This window comes from bacterium (assembly GCA_021159335.1).
GTDB lineage: Bacteria > UBP14 > UBA6098 > B30-G16 > B30-G16 > JAGGRZ01.
The window spans coordinates 25,040-47,145 of sequence record JAGGRZ010000085.1; the positions used below are offsets into that span (position 1 = coordinate 25,040).

General features: G+C 45.0%; 17 protein-coding genes. 6 read left to right on the forward strand and 11 right to left on the reverse strand.

Annotated features, from left to right (window positions below; genetic code table 11):
• Positions 1-38: 38 nt before the first annotated feature.
• The 10 genes from J7J62_05055 to J7J62_05100 all read right to left on the reverse strand — a co-directional run bounded on the left by J7J62_05055 (position 39) and on the right by J7J62_05100 (position 11,384).
• A complete protein-coding gene (locus tag J7J62_05055; GenBank protein MCD6124520.1) occupies positions 39-3,494 on the reverse strand; it encodes a T9SS type A sorting domain-containing protein in 3,456 nt (1,151 codons plus the stop codon).
• Positions 3,495-3,581: 87 nt separating this feature from the next.
• Positions 3,582-4,724, reverse strand: coding sequence for a M23 family metallopeptidase (locus J7J62_05060; protein ID MCD6124521.1), 1,143 nt, complete (start codon positions 4,722-4,724; stop codon positions 3,582-3,584).
• Between the two features lie 44 nt (positions 4,725-4,768).
• Positions 4,769-6,187 carry an AmmeMemoRadiSam system protein B gene (amrB, locus tag J7J62_05065; protein MCD6124522.1) on the reverse strand — a complete coding sequence of 473 codons (1,419 nt, stop codon included), beginning with the start codon at positions 6,185-6,187 and terminating at the stop codon, positions 4,769-4,771.
• 140 nt (positions 6,188-6,327) lie between these two features.
• The gene (locus tag J7J62_05070) at positions 6,328-6,957 is read right to left on the reverse strand and encodes a dephospho-CoA kinase (GenBank protein MCD6124523.1); all 630 of its coding nucleotides are present in this window, start codon (positions 6,955-6,957) and stop codon (positions 6,328-6,330) included.
• A 94-nt stretch (positions 6,958-7,051) separates the two neighbouring features.
• Entirely contained in the window at positions 7,052-7,993 is a 942-nt protein-coding gene (locus tag J7J62_05075; protein MCD6124524.1) for a Fe-S cluster domain-containing protein, read from the reverse strand.
• A 59-nt stretch (positions 7,994-8,052) separates the two neighbouring features.
• The gene (locus tag J7J62_05080; protein MCD6124525.1) at positions 8,053-8,703 is read right to left on the reverse strand and encodes an electron transport complex protein RnfA; all 651 of its coding nucleotides are present in this window, start codon (positions 8,701-8,703) and stop codon (positions 8,053-8,055) included.
• Positions 8,703-9,077 (reverse strand): HEPN domain-containing protein, encoded by a 375-nt coding sequence (locus J7J62_05085; GenBank protein ID MCD6124526.1) that lies wholly within the window; start codon positions 9,075-9,077, stop codon positions 8,703-8,705. The genes J7J62_05080 and J7J62_05085 overlap by 1 nt, the downstream gene beginning before the upstream one ends.
• Positions 9,078-9,085: 8 nt before the next feature.
• The gene (locus tag J7J62_05090) at positions 9,086-9,697 is read right to left on the reverse strand and encodes an electron transport complex subunit E (protein MCD6124527.1); all 612 of its coding nucleotides are present in this window, start codon (positions 9,695-9,697) and stop codon (positions 9,086-9,088) included.
• A 23-nt stretch (positions 9,698-9,720) separates the two neighbouring features.
• A complete protein-coding gene (locus tag J7J62_05095) occupies positions 9,721-10,332 on the reverse strand; it encodes an RnfABCDGE type electron transport complex subunit G (GenBank protein MCD6124528.1) in 612 nt (203 codons plus the stop codon).
• On the reverse strand, positions 10,329-11,384 hold the full coding sequence (locus tag J7J62_05100; protein MCD6124529.1) for an RnfABCDGE type electron transport complex subunit D: 1,056 nt from the start codon (positions 11,382-11,384) through the stop codon (positions 10,329-10,331). Before J7J62_05100 ends, J7J62_05095 begins: the two co-directional genes overlap by 4 nt.
• A gap of 102 nt (positions 11,385-11,486) precedes the next feature.
• Here J7J62_05100 and J7J62_05105 point away from each other — a divergent pair, with 102 nt between their 5' ends.
• The 4 genes from J7J62_05105 to J7J62_05120 all read left to right on the forward strand — a co-directional run bounded on the left by J7J62_05105 (position 11,487) and on the right by J7J62_05120 (position 16,642).
• The gene (locus J7J62_05105; protein ID MCD6124530.1) at positions 11,487-12,212 is read left to right on the forward strand and encodes a class I SAM-dependent methyltransferase; all 726 of its coding nucleotides are present in this window, start codon (positions 11,487-11,489) and stop codon (positions 12,210-12,212) included.
• A 78-nt stretch (positions 12,213-12,290) separates the two neighbouring features.
• Positions 12,291-14,201 (forward strand): methionine--tRNA ligase, encoded by a 1,911-nt coding sequence (gene metG, locus J7J62_05110; protein MCD6124531.1) that lies wholly within the window; start codon positions 12,291-12,293, stop codon positions 14,199-14,201.
• Positions 14,202-14,204: 3 nt separating this feature from the next.
• Positions 14,205-15,314, forward strand: a complete 1,110-nt coding sequence (locus J7J62_05115; GenBank protein ID MCD6124532.1) for a DUF362 domain-containing protein — start codon at positions 14,205-14,207, stop codon at positions 15,312-15,314.
• Entirely contained in the window at positions 15,311-16,642 is a 1,332-nt protein-coding gene (locus J7J62_05120; protein ID MCD6124533.1) for an LptF/LptG family permease, read from the forward strand. The genes J7J62_05115 and J7J62_05120 overlap by 4 nt, the downstream gene beginning before the upstream one ends.
• Before the next feature lie 30 nt (positions 16,643-16,672).
• Here J7J62_05120 and J7J62_05125 read toward each other — a convergent pair whose 3' ends face one another.
• Entirely contained in the window at positions 16,673-19,789 is a 3,117-nt protein-coding gene (locus J7J62_05125; GenBank protein ID MCD6124534.1) for an efflux RND transporter permease subunit, read from the reverse strand.
• Between the two features lie 222 nt (positions 19,790-20,011).
• Between J7J62_05125 and J7J62_05130 the strand changes: the two genes are divergently transcribed.
• Positions 20,012-21,304 carry a tetratricopeptide repeat protein gene (locus tag J7J62_05130; protein MCD6124535.1) on the forward strand — a complete coding sequence of 431 codons (1,293 nt, stop codon included), beginning with the start codon at positions 20,012-20,014 and terminating at the stop codon, positions 21,302-21,304.
• Positions 21,276-22,070: a tetratricopeptide repeat protein gene (locus tag J7J62_05135; GenBank protein MCD6124536.1), complete on the forward strand. Its 795-nt coding sequence runs from the start codon at positions 21,276-21,278 to the stop codon at positions 22,068-22,070. The genes J7J62_05130 and J7J62_05135 overlap by 29 nt, the downstream gene beginning before the upstream one ends.
• Positions 22,071-22,106: the final 36 nt, after the last annotated feature.

Sequence of the window (22,106 nt, forward strand, 5' to 3'; positions counted from 1 at the left end):
ATTTTATCTCCTTCTTTTATTTCTAAACTTTGCGATTGTTATCGAACCATGACAATCCTCGATATCGAACCGAACTTAGTCCCCAATGTTCTCACGAAGTAAACACCGCTGGGAAGTTCATTTCCTGCTTCGTCCTTGCCATCCCACACGAATTTAGCAACGCCCTGAGATACTTCTCCGCTGTAAATATTTCGAATAACTCGCCCATTAATGTCAAGTATGCACACATTAATGTTATCCCTTCGCGGAATCTCGAGCTCAATAATCGCAGTAGCATTAAACGGATTGGGGTATGCCCGCGCTACAAACTTATCGGGCACATACTCGTAATAAACTTCATACTTCCCCGCCTTAAGGCTAAGGCTCATGCCTTCCGCAAGCTCTTGCTCTCCGAAGGGACCGCTAAGCTGCCAATGCCCCTTTGGAAGCTTTTCAATGGTCAAATTATACGATTCAGGAACCTCGATAGTCCAGTGACCATCGTTCGAACTTCCCCACATGAGCATCTCGCCATTCTCACCAACGATATGCGGCAATGACACCTCAAAGACGGGCGGCGGCATTGGTAGGTCAATCCCATCAGTGTTAAGTTTTAGCTTTTGCCCCTCAAAGTTAAGCACGGCGACCTCGCTCTCAGGTATTATGCTCTTTCTGGCACCACCAGCGGGAACATGAATCGTAGCCGTCGAATCGAGCAGTATGAAGTATCCGCGTCCGGGAACCAGAATGTCGGAATCCTCATACCCACCATTACGACCTATTGTGGGGTTCCACCAGCTAAGAAGCCTTCTTGCAAGGGCACCGTTGGGGGTAACCTCGAAATCAGCTGTGTCAGATATACCACCTATCATGTGATAGCCAGCGCCCTCAAGCGTTCTTATGTACTCCGGAATATGATAACCCCTAAGCATAACATAATGGTCGCTCCGGCTCAAAACCCAGTAGCCGACACCGACTCGAAGATTGGTCACGCTCTCATAAGTTCTTGTTACCGGATTGAATGTGTAGCAATTGCCAGGAATTAACGATGGGAAAATATCGCGAACATTTGTATTACGCGGCAGAAGCGGCAAGCTGATCATGTTCCAGCCACGATAAAGGTGCATAACCACGGAATCAGTGTACCAAGATGAGTCGAAGAAAGCTATCGGCTCTGAGTATCCACTCTCGTTGCCCCACGGGTCTATAGTCGCTATGTGGAAGTACCTGACTGGTGAACCTATAATTATGCTTCTCGGCAGTCTCATATAATGCTCGAATGTTAATGGTTCAGTTTTAACCAGCAACGGGTCACCGGTGCAAAGCCACGAGCTGTCCGCCGAATGCTGAAGTCTATACATATTGCCCAAGCCACCTGTGCCGTATGACGAAGGAGTTGTGTCGGACCAGTAAACTATAAGCCACATCTCGCCGCTCTCATACTCCGTGCGGACGGAATCGATTCTTACAGGATAGGGTGGCGTTTCACTTGAGAATCCTCGCTGAACTCCAGAGGTAGTAGTATTACCGAAATTGTCAGAAACCAATATCGTGTAGTAATTGTCCCTGAAATTGTGCCCGGGATTGGGAGACTCGTCAACGAATGTATAAACACTTATAAATGGATTATGATTTATAGTCCCTATTTCGGTTCCTAATGCACCGGGACTATTCGAACGATAAATATGATATTGTCCCACACCAACACCGGCGTCAGTGGAAGGTGAGAACCATAGCTTTATTACGAGCTCATTGGTGCACTTCGCATAACTGTGGAGCGAATCAACAGCGGTAGGCGCAGGGGGGGTGTTATCAAAGCGTGTATTGACAACATTAGAATAAACGGATGTGTTGCCTATGGCATCCCTTGCCCAAACCCTGAAATAATACTGAGCTTCATCCAGACCACCAATGTAGTATTTAAGCGTATCCCAGTCCTCGCAAATGTGGTCGTCAGGATTGTGTAGCGACGGGTCGTGAATGTCAAGTGGTCCTATGGTCGTGAAGTCCACAGTAAAATCGGGCGATGAGGCAACATCAATGTAAATGTCAACTATATCGCAATGGCTTGTGTCAACTATGCTAAGCGTAACACCTGTGCCGGGAGACCATGTCGGAAGAGGTATAAGCATGGGAGCAGCCGTTATTTTGTCAACTATGACGCTATCCATTCCCCTGCCGCAATAGGAATACTGGTTAAGGCTGTCTATAACCACGACAAGATAGTAGTAGGTTTCATCATCTGCCAGCCCGCTCGCAAAGTCGAAATAACGATAATCGGCATTCAACTTGTAGCTATCAGGGCAGAAAGTATACAAAAGATGCCTGGTGTCGCCAGTATCCACTGGGAAGAACGACGATAACTCGTCATCAGTGAAACGGAAAAGCTTGTAACATTTAACGCCAGAGCCACAATCAAGCGCGCGTTCATCGGAGACATAGAAGTGAACATCTATTCCCGCCTCGCTGAGCGTTGCAACAAGGCTGTCAACACAGCCAGGTGCACCTATATCGCAGACAGCCGGAACCTGATACGACCAATCGGAAACAGTGGTATCAAGCTTTGCCCGCACGCCGAAAGTATAAGTATGGCAATCTCTCGTGAGCCAGTTATATGAGGGTGCCACAGTCCAGACAGAAGTTAGGGTATCGCCTGTCGTCTCATCTATCTGACGATATTGATACATTATTCCGGGGCGAGGATGGCACATGGTATGGTCAGTATAAACCGTGAACGAAGGTCTTGTAATCCAATGAGGCGGCGGCATGAGGATCGCGCATATCGGTGTCTCGCAGAAACCCGGCCCTATAAGTCGTGCCATCTTTATCGGATTGCCGGTAAGTGGATGATGTCCTCTAACGAAAACGGGAACCCCTGCGCTGTCGTAGGGAACCACGGTATAGTAATATGTTCTACCATAAATGACATCATTATCGATATAGTAGTATATTTCCGAGCCATCGTTTGGAATAAAAGCAAGGAACGGGTCAGCAGCATCGATTCGCCACAAGTCGAAATATCTCATCGAGCGGTAGATGCCGTAGCCCATGATTGAGGAGGCCGAGTCAATGGTTCGTTGCCAGGTTATCTGAACATAAGTGTCAACGCCCGTAACGCAATGTGCGACATCGAGAAACGGAACGGGTGCCGGCGGGTTAATGTCGTGAACTATCGTCAGCGGGTCTGACCAGTCAGAGGTATCGGAACCGTAAAGAGCACGAACATAATATTCAAACACCTCTCCATCCTGTGCGCCCGTGAAAACGAAACTGTCCTGCGACATAAATATAGTCATCATCTCCATTGTCGGGCGCGCACTCACCACATGGCGCCAGAACTGATACCTCGTCCCCGCTGGATTAGACGCACACGCCGGGCTTACTTTTATTACTATCGAGCTGTAAGGAGCTATGTGATAGCCCGGGTCGGATATAGCTGCGCAAAGTGGCGGCGGTGTTTGCGCCAGCAAAACACCCCACAACGCAACCACCGTTATTAACACGATTCTTCTCATAAGATTATCCCCCTTTATTCTTCCAAAATTCCATTCTATACAAGTTTCTATAAACTAACTCACAACTTCTGTTATTCAAGAGAAAAATCATGATTTCTCCGATTTATGTTCGCCTACTTTTGAGAAAATATCGGTAGCAGTAAGTACCGAATTTGCATATTTTTTATAATTCGCCATATACTTTCTCTTAACAGGTGGTTCAGCAGGAAACGCATATTTTTCCGGATTAACATATTTTCCTTTTACCTTAACCCTATAGTCAAGATGAGGACCTGTAGCAAGTCCAGTTGCTCCAACATAGCCTATAACCTGACCTCGACGAACCCTTACTCCTTTCCTTATGCCGCGTGCAAAACGAGATAAATGCCCGTATGATGTCTCTATTCCATTGTCATGTTTTATTTTTATGAAATTCCCGAAACCACGAGCCCATCCCGCAAACACAACAACACCATTGCCCGAGGACACCACAGGGGTGCCCTTGGGAGCTACATAGTCAACACCCAAATGGGGAAGATAACGCTTAAGTATGGGATGAAATCTATGCGTCGAAAAGTGAGAACTTATGCGACGATAATTAAGCGGCGCCTTAAGCAAGGATTTTTTCATCGACTTGCCAGCCAGGTCAAAATACCCCGCTCTGCCGTCGGGGTCCTCATAGTAAATTGCCACAAACTTTTTCTTTCTGGTCTCATACATTGCAGCAAGAACACGCCCCACCCCGACTACCTCATCACCAAAGTATTGTTTTTCATACAATATCTTGAATTTATGACCATCCCTGGTATCAGTAACAAAATCGAAATCGTATGCCAAAACATCGGTGAACCTTAATATTGCTTCCGGTTCGACACCAGCCTTGATCATGGATTCCCAAAGTGTATGCTTCACAACACCGCTCGCAGCGCAAACAACCTTAACCAGCGGTATCGTGTCTTTGAGAACGAGTATGCTATCTCTCCCACGCTTTATTATGTATCGTTCCCATCGAGAGCGTCTTAGCTCAAAATACTCGAACGATGTATCGCTGCCGTAACGAACTTCGTAGCCATCGCCCGGTCGAAGTTTCCTCAGGTCAAAGACCTTATTAAGATTTACAGATATTAGATTGACTATTTTCATCGGAACACCATGTTCAACCAGCGCCAGTGATAATGGCTGATTGTCAGCAATTCTTCCCGCAGCCAAGCAACTCATTGCAATGCTTGATTCTGCTGTAACAACCAGCATTAAAACCACCATCCAGAAAACATTTTTAATTCCCCGTCCCATTTTTATCTTGATGCCTTACTCAGTCGAATTTCGTTCTCGAATGTTTTCAACTCAAAAAAATACACCTCAGCATCGGGTGATTCCCAGCTTTTAGCGGGCAATCCAGCCTGGATACATGCTCTTTCAAGCCTTGCCTTTGCGGGAAGGTCGTTTTCTTCCCATGGCATTATTATACCATCTCTGCCGCCAAGGCGAACATATATCCCGAGATTCCTGGACGACTCCACTTTACAGTCAACCATTCGCGCAAGCCCCAGCCTAAGCGTTATCTCGCCGCCTTCCCTCATAAAATTCGATACCAGCTTATTCTGGGACTTTATTGAATTCACAATGTTTCTAAGCATTACTTCCGCCGGCATTGCAGGGAACAGACTCCCCACTCTCGCTACCATCCTGTTATTCTTTTCTATCGTCACAAAAATCCCACACCTTACATTAGCAACCTCATCGGGCAATCTTGGGGGCGCCTCCTCCAAAAGAAGAGCTTTTGTGTATTCCCAAAGCACATCACCCAAACTATAGATATCAACTTGCTTGTGGCGAACTTTTCTTCCGGGAAGGGCTCGACTTTTTACCCATACCATAGCTGCCATGGACACAGCTCTTCGAGCCGGAAAGCCATAATTGGCAAATTTCTTTAAAAGGATTGCGCTATCAGCTCCAAGCTGTCTTAGAAGTTTAAGCCCAAAAAGAACTGCCCAATACGATGAAAGGCCCACATCACCCGACTCATGGGCTTTCTTAAGCCCACTCACATTCAGCCTTAGAAGCATTTTTAAAGATTTGTTGGCGAGCCCATCAACGCATTTATCAGCGGAGGACTCAGCGAGATTGGACGCTATGATAACCAATGGCTTTCTGCCCGAGATAGCTTTAGCACAAGAGCGAGCAATAAAATCCATATTGTGAATGTTGTTTCGCCCGACGACAAACACGAGAATAGGTTTTGAGTGAAACACATACTGAACGAATGGAAGCGAATACCAAAAACCCTTTGTTGGACACTCCTTTGTTGGGTAAAGAGTTAAAGTTTTCCTTAAAATTTCATGCGCAAGAACAGAATCTGTGAGCACAGTTCCGAGTGGGGTAGCAAACCGCTTTCCCATAACGATATTGACCCCCTCGTGACCTTCAGGAGCGCTTACGACAAACACTATGAGGTCTTTATCAGCATGCATTATCGAACTGAAAGCGGCACCAAGAACAATACCAGAAAAAACATAACTTTCCTCTGGAACCAGAATTCCCAGTGGTTCGTCAAAACTAAATTGTGTATGGGAATTTTTTACAAAAGAGGATACTTCATCCCACAAAACTTTGGGATCAGAGGGGAAAAGCCCTTCAGAAACACAATATTCGCTTTCTTTTCCGGCCCCGAAAGATAAACTTAAAATAACGAGGACTGAAAATAAGTATTTCAAGGCTACCTCCGTTTATGCCGACCCTATAGCATATTTTTGGTAGCCCTCCTTTTTAAAGTTTCAGTCTAAAATCAAATCCTTAATAAATCTATTTTTGACATGATGTCAAGAAGATTTTGAAATTATTTTAAACAAACTAATTATTTTATTTCTTTTTCGGCTTTTTGCCTCATTCTATCTTTTATTTCAAGCCAAGCTCTCATAGCTTGAACCCTTAATTCCATAAAATCGCCGTTGTTTTTGACCACAATGGTTTGTTTTGGGAAAAACTCCTTAAAAAGCTCCTCATGAACCTCTATTCGTCGCTCAGCTTCATCCTGTGGCAGACCTCTTTGCCTCACAAGCCTATTCATCCTCTGCCATCGTGGCGCATCCACAACGAGAACAAGGTCCATAAGTTTTACTATGTCCCACTTGGGAAGCAGAGCTGCATCTATAACCACAATCCCGGGAAAACCGCTCTCCTGAAGTTCGAGAATTTGCTCCTTAATTATGTCGACCAATGGCTTTTGAATAATGTCATTTAGCGCCTCAAGCCTTGATATGTCCGAAAAAACTATCGCACCAAGTTTTTCGCGGTCAATCTTGCCCTTATCGGTTAAAATCTCGTCTCCGAATTCCTCAATGATCCGTTTCTTTATGTCAGGCCTCTCAAGAAGTTGATGCCCTATCTTGTCAGCATCTATGAGATAAGCCCCCATTTCTTTGTACATTTTTGCGACAGATGTCTTGCCAGAGGCTATTGGGCCTGTTATTCCCACAAGATACATTCCTACCCCCTTAAGCTTAAATTTAAACAAATATATGCAATAGAACAAAGCTAATCAAGGCACGATTGATGCAAAACAAAAATTAACCAAAAACCTAATTGTTGCTTTGCTTTTCAGAAGACTTTTTTGGTGTCTTTTTCGCCTCAGCCTGCTTTTTCTTGATCTCATCAAGAAGCGCTTTGGTCTCATCAGGGTTAGTGGGCACGGCGGCGGGCAAACCCTTATTAGCCTTCATAACATCGGGGAATTTATTAAGAATAACTTTAGTTGGACACACCATTATACATATCCCACATGCATCACATTTATCATAGTCAATTTCGGCAAGGTTGTTTACAACTTTGATAGCCTGATTTGGACAATTTTTCTGGCACAGGAAACAGCTTATACACCCTGTTTCGCATGCCTTCCTCACGAAAACGCCGGGGTCTTTTGAGTTGCAGGCAACAAAAACTGGCTGGCTTTTAGGAACAAGCTTCATAACACCAGTGGGACACACATCGACACATATTCCGCACCCTGTGCACTTATCAAAATCTGTTACAGGCACCCCCAAAGGTCCCATCGAGAGCGCATCAAATGGACACGCCTCAACACATGTTCCAAGTCCAATACAGCCATATGAGCAAAGTTTTGGACCACCCCCCATAACCATGGCAGCGCGGCAATCCTCTATCCCATCATATTCGTATTTGTCCTTAGCCCTTACACCGCCGCTACAAGCGGCAACGGCAACCATGGGCTCAACCTCGCCAACCTCAACGCCGAGAATGGCGGCTATCTTTTCCGCAACACTCTGCCCTCCAACTGGACATCCTGTAACGGGCACCTCACCAGCAACAACAGCTTTGGCAAATCCTGAACAGCCAGGGTAACCACATGCACCACAATTCGCATTAGGAAGAATTTCCAGAACTTTCTCAACCCGTGGGTCAACCTCGACAGCAAACTTTTTTGCTGCCAGAGCAAGACCTATTCCAAAAATAAGCCCAAAAAATGCTAACTCTATTATTGAACCCCAGAATACATATTCCATCTCCATCTCCTCCGCACATTATTTAGAAAGCCAGTTCCAGCTGGCTCTTTACATTTGGCTCAAATTTTGAACCCAGAAAATCCCAAAAATGCCATGGACATAAGCATAGCGACAAAGAACGCTATAGGCAATCCTTGAAGTGGCTTCGGAATGTCAGATAGTTCAAGCCGCTCACGAATACCACTCATAAGAAGCAGTGCTATCGTAAATCCAATTCCAGCTGAGAAACCATGAACAACGCTCTCAATGAAATTAAGATGCATCGTCATCGTGTTAAGCTCAGCTACACCCAGAACTGCGCAATTAGTGGTTATAAGCGGAAGATATATCCCTAATGCTTCGTAAAGTGTTGGCGATGTCTTCTGAATTATCATCTCGATGAGCTGGACGAATGTCGCGATAACTATTATGAAAGCTATTGTCTCAAGGTATGAGAGGTCAAAATTCTGTGGCGTAACCTTGGCGCCCAAAGCTTTGAAAACAAGATATAAAACATTCGACTTTGTGGGCAGGAGGAAGTAAGTCCAGACTATCCATGTTATCGCGGAAGACATAGTCATGACGAAAATGACCGCAAATCCCATTCCGAGCGCTGTCTCAGTTTTTTTAGAAACCCCCATATAAGGGCACAGTCCGAGAAATCGAGATAAAACGAAATTGTTAATGAAAATAGCACTTATAGCGAGCATTATGAGCTTCGAGACTTCCATTATTCTCCTCCGGCCAGATCATTTATCTTCGACTCCACAAAATCAACAATCTTTCTCCCATATTCAACCGCTATCAAAGCCTGCCCGAACGAAACGCTTGGCTCCTCAGTGCCGGCATCAAAACCCACGGGGTAGATGGTAGGGTCAAAAATATCTTCAATAACTTTAGCATAGTTAATTATCTCGATGTTATCGGTGAATTTGGCCAGCCTGCGCTGTAGCGATTCGCCAAAATTTTCCTGACCCGCTGCTCTCTCAAGTTCAGCTATGGCTTTATTTACCGCCATCTCAACCATATTCACCGCCTCGTATTTCTCGCCTTTTTCAACCATTAAAGCCGCAGTCTCCAAAAGTTCCTTAGCCTCCTCAAGCATGACCACCATCAACTTTTGCTAAGAAGTTGCTTCAGCCACAAAAACACCCCCAGCGTCATGAAACCACCGGGCGGCAAAATAAGCATCAACGCCGGTGGATACCCAGCGCCCATAACATTTATAGTTACCGGCCCAAAAAGCATGGGGAAACCAATCGTGAGAGTTCCGCTGCCTATAATTTCACGCACAGTGCCCATAAGGAACAAGACTATAGTAAATCCTATTCCCATTCCCAGACCATCGAGAATAGAAGGCAAAACACCTCTTTTGCTTGCGAATGCCTCAGCTCTGCCAAGAATTATGCAGTTTACCACAATCAAAGGCACAAAAATGCCAAGCTGCTTGGACAATCCTGGTGTGTAACCCGCCATGACAAGCTTAACAATCGTGACAAACGACGCGATAACAGTTATGAAAATCGGTATTCGAATTCTTTTGGGAACTGTCTTCCTTATGAGCGAGACTATAAGGTTCGACATGGTCAAAACGAATATAACAGCTATTCCCATACCTATCCCGTTGTAGGCCGTAGTGCTAACGGCAAGAGTAGGACAAAGTCCGAGCGCTAAAACAAGAACAGGATTTTCCTTAATTATGCCTTTTGTGAATTCCTTAAGCATTGCTTACTCCTTGGTTCTTTAGCTCAAGTCTGCTTGCTCGAAGTATCTGTTGTGTCTTCACCCTCATGTTCAACTTCAGAAGGCAACGGGAGCGCATCTTTATTATCCATAAGTTTCTTTACCACCGCTTCCACAGCTCCTGTAACAGTCCTTGAAGATATGGTCGCGCCAGTTATCGATTTTATATCGCCGCCATCCTTATCCACCTTAAGTTGTTCGATAGATTTGCCCGCGAACTGCTTCTGGAACCAATCGTCAACCACATGTGTTCCCAATCCGGGAGTTTCATTCTGCGAAAGAACCCTAATTCCCGTAAGGGTAAAGTCGGGCAGTATGCCAACCATAACCTTAACATTGCTCGAAAAACCGTATTTCATCCCTATCGAAGCAAAACCTACTGCTTCACTTTTCGACGAATCTTTATAACCGACGAAAACTATTGTGCTGTCGGGCAGCGTTATTTCATCAAAAAACTTAGCTTCTTCTGGCATAACGCTTATAAGCGCTTCCTTCTGGGCAAGTCTTTCCTGCTCCTCTATTCGAGGCTTAGTTTTAGTATAGATGAACCCGAGAAGTAGCCCTGCTATAGCAGTGTAAATCATCAATGTTAATCCCAATTTGGCAATCTGCTTCACTTTTTCCTCCCGGCTCTCGCCTTTTCAGTGCCGAAAACTCTCGGTCTGGTATGCCTGTCTATTATCGGAACCGTGAGGTTCATAAGCAAAATTGAGTAGCATACACCCTCAGGATAACCGCCCCATTTTCTTATTACTACCGTAAGAATGCCGGCACCGATGCCGAAGATCCAGCGCCCGCGAGGTGTTACCGGCGATGTAACCATGTCAGTCGCCATGAAGAAAGCTCCAAGCATAAGCCCACCGCTGAAAATATAGAACAAAACATTCATCTTAAAAAGCCCCTCAGGGCTCCCTATAATCCATCCCAAAAGGGCTGCCGTGCCTATGTATGCGACCGGTATCCTCCAATCGGCGAATTTACGGAGTATAAGATATATCCCGCCAAGAATGATAAGCAATGCCGATGTTTCTCCAAGGACACCGCCGACATTGCCGAAGAAAAGGTTTGGGACTACACCATAGAGCTTTCCAAGAACCGCTTTTGCCTGTTCGACTTCAGCGGGGTTAGTTGAATGAATCTTCTGACCGACGAAAACTTTCAGGACATTAAGCGGAGTCGCACCGGTAATAGCGTCTATATTTGTTGGGAATCCCGGAATCGCGCCACCTTTAGGAGCCACCCAAGCAGTAGTCATCTGAACAGGCCAGCTCGCCATAAGAAATGTTCTGCCAACTAATGCAGGGTTCACGGGGTTATTTCCCAGTCCGCCGAAAATCATTTTCCCGAAAACTATCCCGAATGCTGCACCCACAAAAGGCATCCAGATGGGCACACCAGGGGGGAGATTGAACGCAAGAAGCATTCCAGTTATTACAGCGCTTCCATCATCTATGGAAACCCTTTTCCCGCTTAGTTTCTGGATCAGGGCTTCAAACAAAACTGCTCCAAGAATACCGCTTAAGGTAAGCCAAACGGCTCTGGGACCGAAAAAATACACTGAAGCGGCAAATATAGGAAGCATAGCGAGAACAACATTCCACATTATAACCTTAACCGAAACATCGGATCTTATGTGCGGCGACGAAGAGACTATCAGCTTCTCGCTCAATTTCCCTCCTCAGCCTTAATAAAAATTGGAAAAAATATAAATTAACACTTTTTTGATGCAAGAATTTTTTTGTGGATTTAAAATAATTTATTTTAAAAAAGTATGGCATCGTATCAGGAATACACACTCAGGTCAAGCATTGCGCCCAAAAGGTGGGTTCACAAAAAGCGTTTCAAACAGGCGATAAAGCTTCTCGAGCTGAAGCCGGACGACACACTGCTTGATTATGGGTGTGGTGGGGGATACCTTCTCGAGCTCGCCGGAAAAATTGTCCCACCAGACCGGCTCTACGGATTCGACCCATCGGAATCGATGCGGAAACTTGCCACAGAAAATCTGGCTGGCAAAACCAAAATATTTGCCAATGTTGACGAGTTAAGAGGAATGAAATTCACCAAAATAGCATGTCTCGAAACTCTGGAACATCTTCCTGATGAACTACTCCACGAAGCACTAAACACGATAAGTAACCTTCTTGCCGAGAACGGAAAAGTTCTCATAAGCGTTCCGGTTGAGATAGGACTTTCTGCGGTCGTTAAAAACACATTTCGCGCCGTCTTCGGAAACCTCAGGCATCTTACACTAAAAACATTCACAAGAACCGCGCTTGGTCTGCCCTGTGAACGGGAAACGCCTCAGGATTTCGATGGACTTCCTTTCATATATTCGCACATATGTTTTGATTACAGGCGATTTGAGAAAATACTTTCGGAGGTTTTCAAAATCAAAAAGAAAGTTTTCTCGCCTGTGCCAGCGTTAGGTCCGGTTTTAAATAATATCGTGTTTTTTGTTTGTGAGAAACCAAACATGCATTCAAATTCGCAATAATACACCCTATTTTCCTTTTGCAAAAAAAGCTTTATTGCTTATCTATTGATTAACTGCGGCAAAAACGGAGGTCTGCTGATGGCGAAATTCTATGTTACCACACCTATTTACTATGTTAACGACCGCCCCCACATAGGCCACACATACACCACAGTCCTTGCGGATGTTATCGCACGATACAGAAAGCTTATGGGTGATGATGTCTTCTTCCTAACGGGGACTGATGAGCACGGACAAAAGGTTGCGCAGGCTGCCAAGAAATCGGGAATATCCCCCAAAGAACACTGCGACATGTATTCAAAAAGGTTCAAAGACCTATGGAAACGACTCGACATAGAATTCGATTACTTTGTAAGAACTACTGACCCCCAGCACGAGGAAGTCGTCAAGAAAGCGTTGCAATACATTTACGATAAAGGCGACATATACAAAGACAAGTATGTTGGCTGGTATTGCGTGCACGACGAGCGCTTCTGGACTGAGAAAGACTTGGTAGGTGGGAAATGTCCCGAATGCGGTCGAGATGTGGTCAAAATTGAGGAGGAAAATTACTTCTTCAGAATGTCCAAGTACCAAAATTGGCTTATCGAATACATTGAGTCCCACAAAGAATTTGTCCAGCCGGATTTCAGGCGAAACGAGGTTCTTGGATTCCTGCGAAAACCCCTAAACGACCTTTGCATATCACGCCCCAAAAAGAGATTATCGTGGGGTGTTGAGTTACCATTCGATACCGATTATGTTACATATGTCTGGGTCGATGCGCTCCTCAACTATGTTTCCGCTGTAGGTCTGTACTTTGACCCAGCAAAATTTGAGAAATGGTGGCCCGCCGACATCCATCTTATAGGAAAAGACATTCTAACCACTCACGCAGTATATTGGCCCATAATACTTCATGCTCTCGACCTTGAACTCCCGAAAACTATTTTCGCACACGGCTGGTGGCTCGTATCAGAGCAAAAAATGGGCAAATCACTTGGCAACGCCGTCGACCCGTATGCATTAATTGAACACATAGGTGTTGATCAACTCCGATACTACCTGATGCGCGATATGGTTCTTGGGCAGGATGCCTCGTATACACTTGATGGGCTCGTTTCGCGACTTAACAATGACCTATCAAATGACTTGGGGAATATTCTGTCCCGGGTTACCAATATGATCGTTTCCTACTGTGATGGGAAATTGCCCCACTCTGGAAGCATAACTCTACCGCAGACAAACGAGTTCCTCGAAAAAATCTCGAATCTTTCAGATGATGTGAGCCAGAAAATAACCAAGCTTAAAATTCACGCAGCCCTCGAATCAGTTAACGCAGCGATGAGAGCAACCAACCGATACATCGAGGACACTCAGCCGTGGAAATTAGCTAAAAGCGGTGAGCAGGAAAAACTTAACGAAGTGCTATTCCAATCAACGCAAGTACTCGCGAAGGCCGGGATACTTCTTTATCCAGTAATGCCCCGAAAATGCCGTACACTTCTTGATGCGCTCGGATTCGACGGTGAAATAAGCATAAACGAAGCTAAAAAAGATGTTCTAATAAAGCCCGGCACAACCATTACAAAGCCCAAAGCCCTCTTCCCAAAGATTGACCTTACCAAACTTTCCGAGGCACTCGGGGTAACGGAGGTACCGGAGAAAAAAGAAGCGAAAAAAGAGGAACAAATAACGATAAACGACTTCGCTAAAATCGAGCTCAAAGTCGGGAAAATAGTCTCAGCAAGAAAAGCTCCCAATGCTGAGAAGCTCCTTTTGCTTGATGTTGACCTTGGAGACGAAAAACGCCAACTCGTAGCCGGAATCGCGAAATGGTACACGCCGGAAGAATTGGTCGGCAAAAACATAGTGGTTCTAACAAACCTCAAGCCCGCAGTCATACGAGGCTTTGAAAGCCAGGGAATGCTTCTTGCCGCCGACGACGGTGAAAATGTTGTCCTTATAACAACTGACAAACCAATAGCCCCTGGCAGCAAAATAAGATAGACCATGGCTTATGTTGCTTTCGGCAAAGTAGAAGACTACGACGAAGAAAAAATCCTTAGTGTCATAGAAAAACTCTTCAGCCTTACCGGTATCGACAGGAATTTCAAACCAGGTGAAAGGATTCTCCTCAAGCCCAATGTCCTTGCCCCACGAAAAGCGGAAATGGGTATAACAACTAATCCGAAATTTGTGTCAGCTACAGTAAAATTCCTGCGAACACTCGGTTTGGAGGTTATAGTTTCCGATTCGCCGGGTGGTGCCGGAACCAAGTCAATGTTCGCAATGAAGGAAACAGGTATTTACGACGCAGCAGTTAATGCTGGAGCAAAAGTAGTGCCGATAGAGAAATTCGGCATAAAAACATTCAAAAGCGACGGCGGCGCAAAAATCCATATATCGAAAATTATTGATGAGGTTGATGGCATTGTAAATTTGCCCAAACTTAAAACCCACTCATTAACACTGCTTACCCTTGCCGTAAAAAACTGTTACGGCCTTGTGCCCGGTTTTATGAAAACCCGCTACCATTTTTACTACCCGACCCCACGAAAATTCTCGTGGCTCCTTGCAGAGATTTACGAACGAGTTCGAGACAAAATCCGAGCAGTAATACTGGACGGTATTGTCGCTATGGAAGGTAATGGTCCGTCAGCGGGCGATTTGCGCAAACTTGGCATAGTCGGGTTCTCGGACGACTGCGCAGCCATCGACGACGCGCTCGAAAAGCTGCTGGGGCAGGACAAACCATCGCCAGTAATAAAAGAACTGAAAAAACGAAAATTAGTTCCCGCTTACAAAGTGTCATGGCTCAACGGCCAGGAAACAAAAATCCACGATTTCGCCATACCAAGCAACTGGAAAATGCGCCTCATACCATCATTCCTGGGAACACTGGCTAATCGTCTCATACAAATTTATCCTGTAGTTGACGAAAGCCTTTGCACCGGTTGCGGGGAATGCGCAAGCTCTTGCCCCGCTAATGCGATAAACATCTCCTCAAACGGGCTGCCAAAGTTCGACTATAAAAGATGCATAAGATGCCTTTGCTGTCATGAAATTTGCCCAAGCAAGGCTATAAAACTTAAAAGAACATTTCTAACCCGATTCGTATGAAAGTTCTCGATCGATACATAATAAAAAACCTTTTTCCACCGTTTTTAGGAGCGCTGGGAGTGGTGCTCTTCGTGCTGGTAATGGACTTCCTCCTGGATATCCTCAATCTCATTATAGCCAAAGGTGTTCCAGTCTGGGCAGTCGGCAAACTTTTTCTCTACAATCTCGCATGGATGCTATCGCTTGCTATACCCATGGCGTCCCTCGTGGCATCACTTATGGCATACGGCAGAATGAGCGAGGATAGGGAGATAGTCGCGGCACGAAGCAGTGGAATATCGTTCCCCCGAATGATGATGCCGGGATTGCTTATCATGGTTCTGCTATCAGCCATAATGGTCATCTTCAACGATAAGGTTGTCCCTGAATACAACTATAAAGCCAAACAGATGATGGTTCAGATCCACAGAAAGAAGCCGCTTGCCGCTATCCGACCAAGAGTTTTTATAGATGAGTTCCCCGGAATAGTGCTCTATGTCGGCGACATGGATGATAAGAAAAAAATTCTTTATGATGTTTTGATATTCGAGAAGAAACGCGGCGCAAAATCGAGAACAATAGTTGCACCAAAGGGCAAGGTAAGATACAATCCTGAAGCGGATGAGATTAGTTTCACACTTTACGGCGGACAAATTCATGAACTTGACCCACAAGACCCGAGCCGATACATAAGAATCGATTTCGACGAGGAGACCATAGTAATAAGCGAGTTAGGCACAAAACTTGGTGAGGAAGCAAGAACATTCAGGGGCGACAGGGAACTAAACATAGCAATGATAAAGGAAAAGATACGCTCGTATCGTGCGAGAATAGACTCCGCCTTATTCTCATTAAGACAAATCGCCGCATCGGCAATAGACTCCCTCTGGGTGCCACGGACCTATAGAGGCAAACCAGGCGCCTCACCAACGCGGAGAGCACTGCTCCGCGAAAGAAGACGAGCAGGATTAATAAGGCGACAAATATATGTAATAAAACAGTCGGAACGGAGAATAAACAAACTTACGGTAGAGGTGCACAAGAAGTATGCGCTCGCTCTGGCGTGCATATTTTTCTTTCTCGTTAGTGCACCACTCGGCGCACTAATTCGACGCGGTGGTCTTGGCGTCGCAGTAGGACTTGCATTCGGCTTCTTCCTAACATACTGGGCGTTTCTTATAGGTGGCGAGGAACTCGCGGACAGAGGAATAGTAAACCCCATAATAGCAATGTGGAGCGGAAACATCGTTATGGGTATCATAGCAGTAATATCAATGCTTAAAATAATCTACGGAACCCTGCCTAATCCGATACGAACATTGAAAACTCTCCTAAGACATCGCGAATAACAAGTTGTCCCATCTCAGTGTTCCACCGCATTATTCTTCCTCGTCCTCAACGCCGAGCATCTTTTTCATACCCGCACGCGCTTTTACGGACACTCGCTCAAATATAGCGTATGTAGCAGGCAAAACGAGCAATGTCAAAGCAGTAGCAGTTATAAGCCCGCCTATAGTCGCTATAGCCATGGGGGCTCGCATCTCGTGCCCCTCGGTCCGCATCAAAGCCATAGGTAGCATCCCGAAAATCGTAGTTAGTGCAGTAATAAGTATCGGTCGCAGGCGTAGCGTCCCAGCCTCAATAATAGCGGAGTACATGTCCATCCCTTTACGCCTCAACTGATTTATGAAATCAACGAGAACTATACCGTTATTAACTACTATCCCCACAAGTATCATTATTCCGAGAAGCGAGGGCATGGAGAACTTCTGTCCAGTAATGAAAAATGCCCACAAAACACCGATAAAAGCCATGGGCTGAGTGAACATTATAACAAATGGATGAAGGAACGACTCGAACTGCGAAGCCATAACCATGTAAACTAAAAGAAGTGCGACTATTAACGCTATTCCAATGTCCTTAAACATTTTTCTCATTTGGTCCGCAGCTCCGCCTATAGAATATGAATACTCAGACGGCCAAATCGCTGATTTCTTAAGCTGGCGCATTAGCTTTTCGACCCTTGATGTGGCGGTATTAAGGTCAACGCCACGCACAGAAGCACTTACACTTACTTTGCGCTGCCTTTCTTCACGTTCTATTTTAGTCGGTCCTACAGTTTCCTCTATGTGAGCGACTTGAGATAAAGGAACGATAACACCCTGCCTGTTCATAACAGGGAGCGTAAGAATACCGCCAAGGTCAACTCTCTGAGTAGAATCGAGGCTGACGGTTATGTCTATAAGGTCACCTTTGTAGTTAAACCTTCCAGCAAGACTACCTACAGTATATATTTTTACCGCATTAGCGACATCTGACACTGTAAACCCGTAATGTGCTGCTTTCTCACGATCAACTACTATGCGATACTCAGGGCGTCCTTTCTTTATCGAGATGTCAACATCAGTTATACCGTCGATTTTCTTCATTTCAGATGCAACTTTATCGGCGAGTTCTAAAAGTTTATCCATATCTGGACCGTGAATTTTAACCTCGATATCACCGAGTTGTCCACCTAATGCCTGAGCGCTCATCTCAGACTCCACAAACCGCGCACCCTTGAGCACAGGGAAGCTTTTTCTGATTTTATCCATTATTACTTCAGGGTCCTTCTGCCTTTGCTTGAGCCTTTTGAATCTCAGATAAAGCCTCCCTGCATTCGGACCCATTTCTTCTCCGATCGCACTAATGTCAGAGCCCGCAGAAGCAGAACCAACAAGATAACCGTATAAGAGCACATCTGGGTCTGTTTTAACGGGCTCAAGAATTTGTTCAGCAATGTTTTTAGTTTCCTCTAATGGGGTTCCAGGCGGCATGTAAAATTGCGCTTGCCCAAATTCACCCGAGAATTTAGGCACGAATTCGCCTCCGATAAACGGAATCAAAGAAAGAGACAGCACAAAAATCGCCAAAGTCCCAAGGAATGTGGCCCATTTGTGTTTTACGGTCCAGCTTACCCACTTTCTATACCTATCCCTCACTTTGGTCATCCATTTTCCCGCAGCCATTATGTCACGCCGCTCACGCTTGAATATTTGTGCAGCTATAACAGGAACAAGAGTTAGCGCCACGAAAAGCGAAGCAAGAAGCGAGAAAATAATGGTTACCGCAAGCCCTTTCGCAAGTTTCCCCACTATGCTTCTTATGAAAAGAACGGGAAAGAAAACAGCAATCGTGGTAAGCGTTGAGGCAGTTATAGCCATACTAACCTGCGTTGCACCCTGAGATGCTGCCTTAAATCTACCTTTGCCTTCCTCGATAAGACGATAAATATTTTCGATAACCACGACAGCGTTATCCACAAGCATCCCTACTCCAAGAGCGAGCCCTCCGAGAGTCATCAAATTAAGCGTATAGCCCGAAAAGTAGAGCGCGATGAATGTGGCGAGTATGGAAATTGGTATAGCGAGCGATATAGCAAGAGTCGGACGCCAAGAGCGAAGGAATATAAATATTAAAATTATCGCCAGTATTCCCCCAACAATAGCATTTGATGTAGTCCTCGATGTTACTCTTTTTATTACACGAGACATGTCGAACATCATCGCAATGTCCACATCCTCGGGAAGAATATTTTTGAGATTTTTTATCTCACGGTTGACCCGGTCCATCATCTTGACGGTGTTCGCTCCCGACTCCTTGGTTATCATTATCCATATCGCGTCCTTATCGTTGACCTTATTTTCTACACGCTCGCTCTTGTAGTCTATCTCAATTTTCGCGACATCGCACAGCCTTATGGGTTTGTAATTTTTGCTAATGCCCACGACCACATTTTTTATCTGGTCGAGCGATGTGTATTCACCGTAGGTTCTTAGAAGGTATTCCTTATTTTGCTTCACCAAATACCCTGCAGGAAGATTCATATTATTGAATGCTACTGCCATTATAACCTGCTGAGGATTGATTCCGAGCGCTGTTATCTTGGCTTTATCAAGAATTATCTTGACCTCTTTCTCTTTTCCGCCCAAAATACTCACACCAGCAACACCCTCAAGCCTTTGCAATCGCTGTTTTACCACATCTTCGGCTATTTTGCGCAATCTTTCTGGCTCCCCCGTGCCCGTAAGGACAAATGCTGCGGCTGGTATCATGGAAACATCGAACTTGAAAACCAGCGGGTCCTTGGCATCTGAAGGTAAATATTGCTTGTAAAGGCTAATCTGGTCCCTCATGTCCTGAGCTGCAAAGTCAAGATTCGTGCCCCATTCGAATTCAACCATAATTATTGAGTAGCCTTCCCGCGAAATCGACTTCACTGACTTTACATTTCTTATAGTCCCCATTATCTGTTCAAGGGGGTCGGTTATCATTTGCTCAACATCCTCGGGGGCTGCCCCTTCCCAGCGTGTGATAACTGATATGGTCGGAAAGTTTATATCGGGCAGGAGTTCAAGACCCATATTATAAAGCGAAAACCCACCCAAAACCACTATAATGCCGATAAGCATTATAACCGTTACCGGTCTTTTTACCGAAAATTCAGGTAGCGACATTTTTCCTCCTCTCAAATCAATCTGACCGTTTATTTAGTTAGTGACCGTATGGTCAGTTGTAAAGGTTAACGAGGATTTGAAGGTTGTCAAGAGATTTTTATTAAAAACACAAATTTTGTTGAACGATTGACAATAACAACATTCTTATTAAGTATTTTTCCCTTGCTGAAGCCAATATCAGGGTTATTTATAATTAGAAACTAACATGATTTGGGAGGAAAAATGGATAAAATGGCCAAAATAGCACTTGGAGCAGCTTTCTTGGGGATTGTATTAGTAATTATTTCCTGCGCACCACAGGAAACAGCAATCCAGCAGCCCGAACAAAAAAAGATGACGGCTGAGGACAGCGCAAGAATCGCCCTCGAAATCAAAAAATACCTATCTTTTGGATTGGAATACTACAAAAACAAGCAATACAACGATGCAATAAGGAACTTTAAAAAGGTCCTTTCCATGGACCCGAGCAACGAACTTGCACACAAATACCTTGCGGACTCGTATCTTAGGCATCCCGATTCCACTATGATCGACTCCGCTTTCGTTCTCTACTCAAGCGCTATAAAGAAGTTTCCCAATACTGCGTACTTTTATTCAGGCTATGGATATGTTCTCCACAAAGTCGCAAGGCGATACGCCGACCTCGCCGAGCAGGAGTCCGACTCCGCGAAAAAGGAAACCCTTCAAAATAAATCGGAAGCCCTTATAGATAGCGCACTCGTCAACTTCCACAAAGCTGTTGAGCTGGACACTGGTGACTATGCGAGTATGAATGCGCTCGGAACCATTTATCTCAGCCGTGGTAGACTTGATTCTGCGATGAAGTGGCTCGGAAAATCCGTAGAAATAGATTCCAATCAGGTGGAAATATGGGACATTCTTGCCAAAATTTATGTCGCCCGTGGGCTTAACAAAGAAGCAGCGCGTGCATACAAGCACCTCCATCGGTTGATGCCTGAAGAATCGGAATATTTGCTCAAATACGGTCAATATCTTGCAAAAAGCGGTGACCTCAAGAATTCTTTGGACATACTGAACGAATACATAAACAAAAATCCAAACGACTACCGCGGCTACCAATATCTTGGGCTTGTTATGGCATTCCAGAAAAACTACAAGGATGCGCTTAGGCAACTCAAAAAAGCCGAAAAACTAAACCCAAAAAGCGTTAAACTTATGTGCGACATTGCGTCGGTTTACAAAGACATGAAGAACTATGCTCTCGCGCGCAGATACCTTGCGAAAGCCAAAAAAATAGACCCAAAATTCGGATATATATACATAGTTGAGGGCGACATCGTTTACCAACAGGCTATGGACCTCGTTCCCGAATCTGGTGAACTTAATATGGCCGCAAAATGCAAACTGCTAACCGCATACAAGATTTACAAAAAAGCGCTTGCTGACCCGAATTGGGCTGGCTTCGCTAAAAGCAAAATGGATTATTTGAAAAAATATCTCCCGACTCGCGAGGAGATTAAAGCATATGAATTCATGGGAAATAAATGTGAATAACATGAAAAAAACTCGCACATCTATGCTCCTTGCTGTCTTCATGTTCGCAATCTCAGTACTTGTGGCAGGTTGTTTTGCCTCAAGCGAGGAAAAGATGCGGCGGAAGGCTATTCCATTTTACAGGGAAGCGCTCGATTACTTCTACGATGGGCAATTTCCCATAGCAAAGGACAAAGTTCTTCTTGCGATGAAACAATACCCACAATTTGTGGAGGCGCACATTCTTTATCAACGAATTCTTGCTCACGATAAAATGACCAAGGAGCTTCTTAAAGAATACCACAAGCTAATGAAAGACCATCCCGGCAATCCTATATACATATACCTTTATGCGCGACTTCTCGACGACCTCGACGAACAGGAAAGACTTTATAAACGCATCCTCGACATAGATAAGGACTGCCCGTGGGGTTATTTTGGACTCGGATGGGTCAGCTACAAACGAATGGACTACGCCACAGCAGCGGAAAACTTCCAGAAAGCGGTTCAACTTGACCCGAAAAACCCACTGTTCCACCTTAATCTGGGGGCAGTTTACTACCTTATGGGACACAGCCACGATGCCACGGACGAAATTCTTAAAGCAACAGAACTTGACCCAAAATTCGCTAATGCATGGTATTCTCTTGCGGCAACATATTATCAGCGCGCTGAATTCGACAAAGCCGCTGAAGCGCTGCGCAAATACATAAACATTTATCCTGCCGCGCCTGACAGAAGAAAAGTCGAAAAAACCATAATGCAACTAAGCGGTGGGAAATTGTAAAACAAAATCGTTCACTTTCAAAAAACAGGAGGGAGA

Coding starts and splice junctions, on each gene's coding strand:
- J7J62_05105 (MCD6124530.1), top strand. CDS start 11,487: ATGGCATCGTATCAGGAATACACACTCAGGTCAAGCATTGCGCCCAAA.
- J7J62_05090 (MCD6124527.1), bottom strand. CDS start 9,697: ATGCTTAAGGAATTCACAAAAGGCATAATTAAGGAAAATCCTGTTCTT.
- J7J62_05060 (MCD6124521.1), bottom strand. CDS start 4,724: ATGCTGGTTGTTACAGCAGAATCAAGCATTGCAATGAGTTGCTTGGCT.
- J7J62_05055 (MCD6124520.1), bottom strand. CDS start 3,494: ATGAGAAGAATCGTGTTAATAACGGTGGTTGCGTTGTGGGGTGTTTTG.
- J7J62_05075 (MCD6124524.1), bottom strand. CDS start 7,993: ATGGAATATGTATTCTGGGGTTCAATAATAGAGTTAGCATTTTTTGGG.
- metG (MCD6124531.1), top strand. CDS start 12,291: ATGGCGAAATTCTATGTTACCACACCTATTTACTATGTTAACGACCGC.
- J7J62_05080 (MCD6124525.1), bottom strand. CDS start 8,703: ATGGAAGTCTCGAAGCTCATAATGCTCGCTATAAGTGCTATTTTCATT.
- J7J62_05120 (MCD6124533.1), top strand. CDS start 15,311: ATGAAAGTTCTCGATCGATACATAATAAAAAACCTTTTTCCACCGTTT.
- J7J62_05115 (MCD6124532.1), top strand. CDS start 14,205: ATGGCTTATGTTGCTTTCGGCAAAGTAGAAGACTACGACGAAGAAAAA.
- J7J62_05070 (MCD6124523.1), bottom strand. CDS start 6,957: ATGTATCTTGTGGGAATAACAGGCCCAATAGCCTCTGGCAAGACATCT.
- J7J62_05085 (MCD6124526.1), bottom strand. CDS start 9,077: ATGCTTGAGGAGGCTAAGGAACTTTTGGAGACTGCGGCTTTAATGGTT.
- J7J62_05125 (MCD6124534.1), bottom strand. CDS start 19,789: ATGTCGCTACCTGAATTTTCGGTAAAAAGACCGGTAACGGTTATAATG.
- J7J62_05130 (MCD6124535.1), top strand. CDS start 20,012: ATGGATAAAATGGCCAAAATAGCACTTGGAGCAGCTTTCTTGGGGATT.
- J7J62_05135 (MCD6124536.1), top strand. CDS start 21,276: ATGAATTCATGGGAAATAAATGTGAATAACATGAAAAAAACTCGCACA.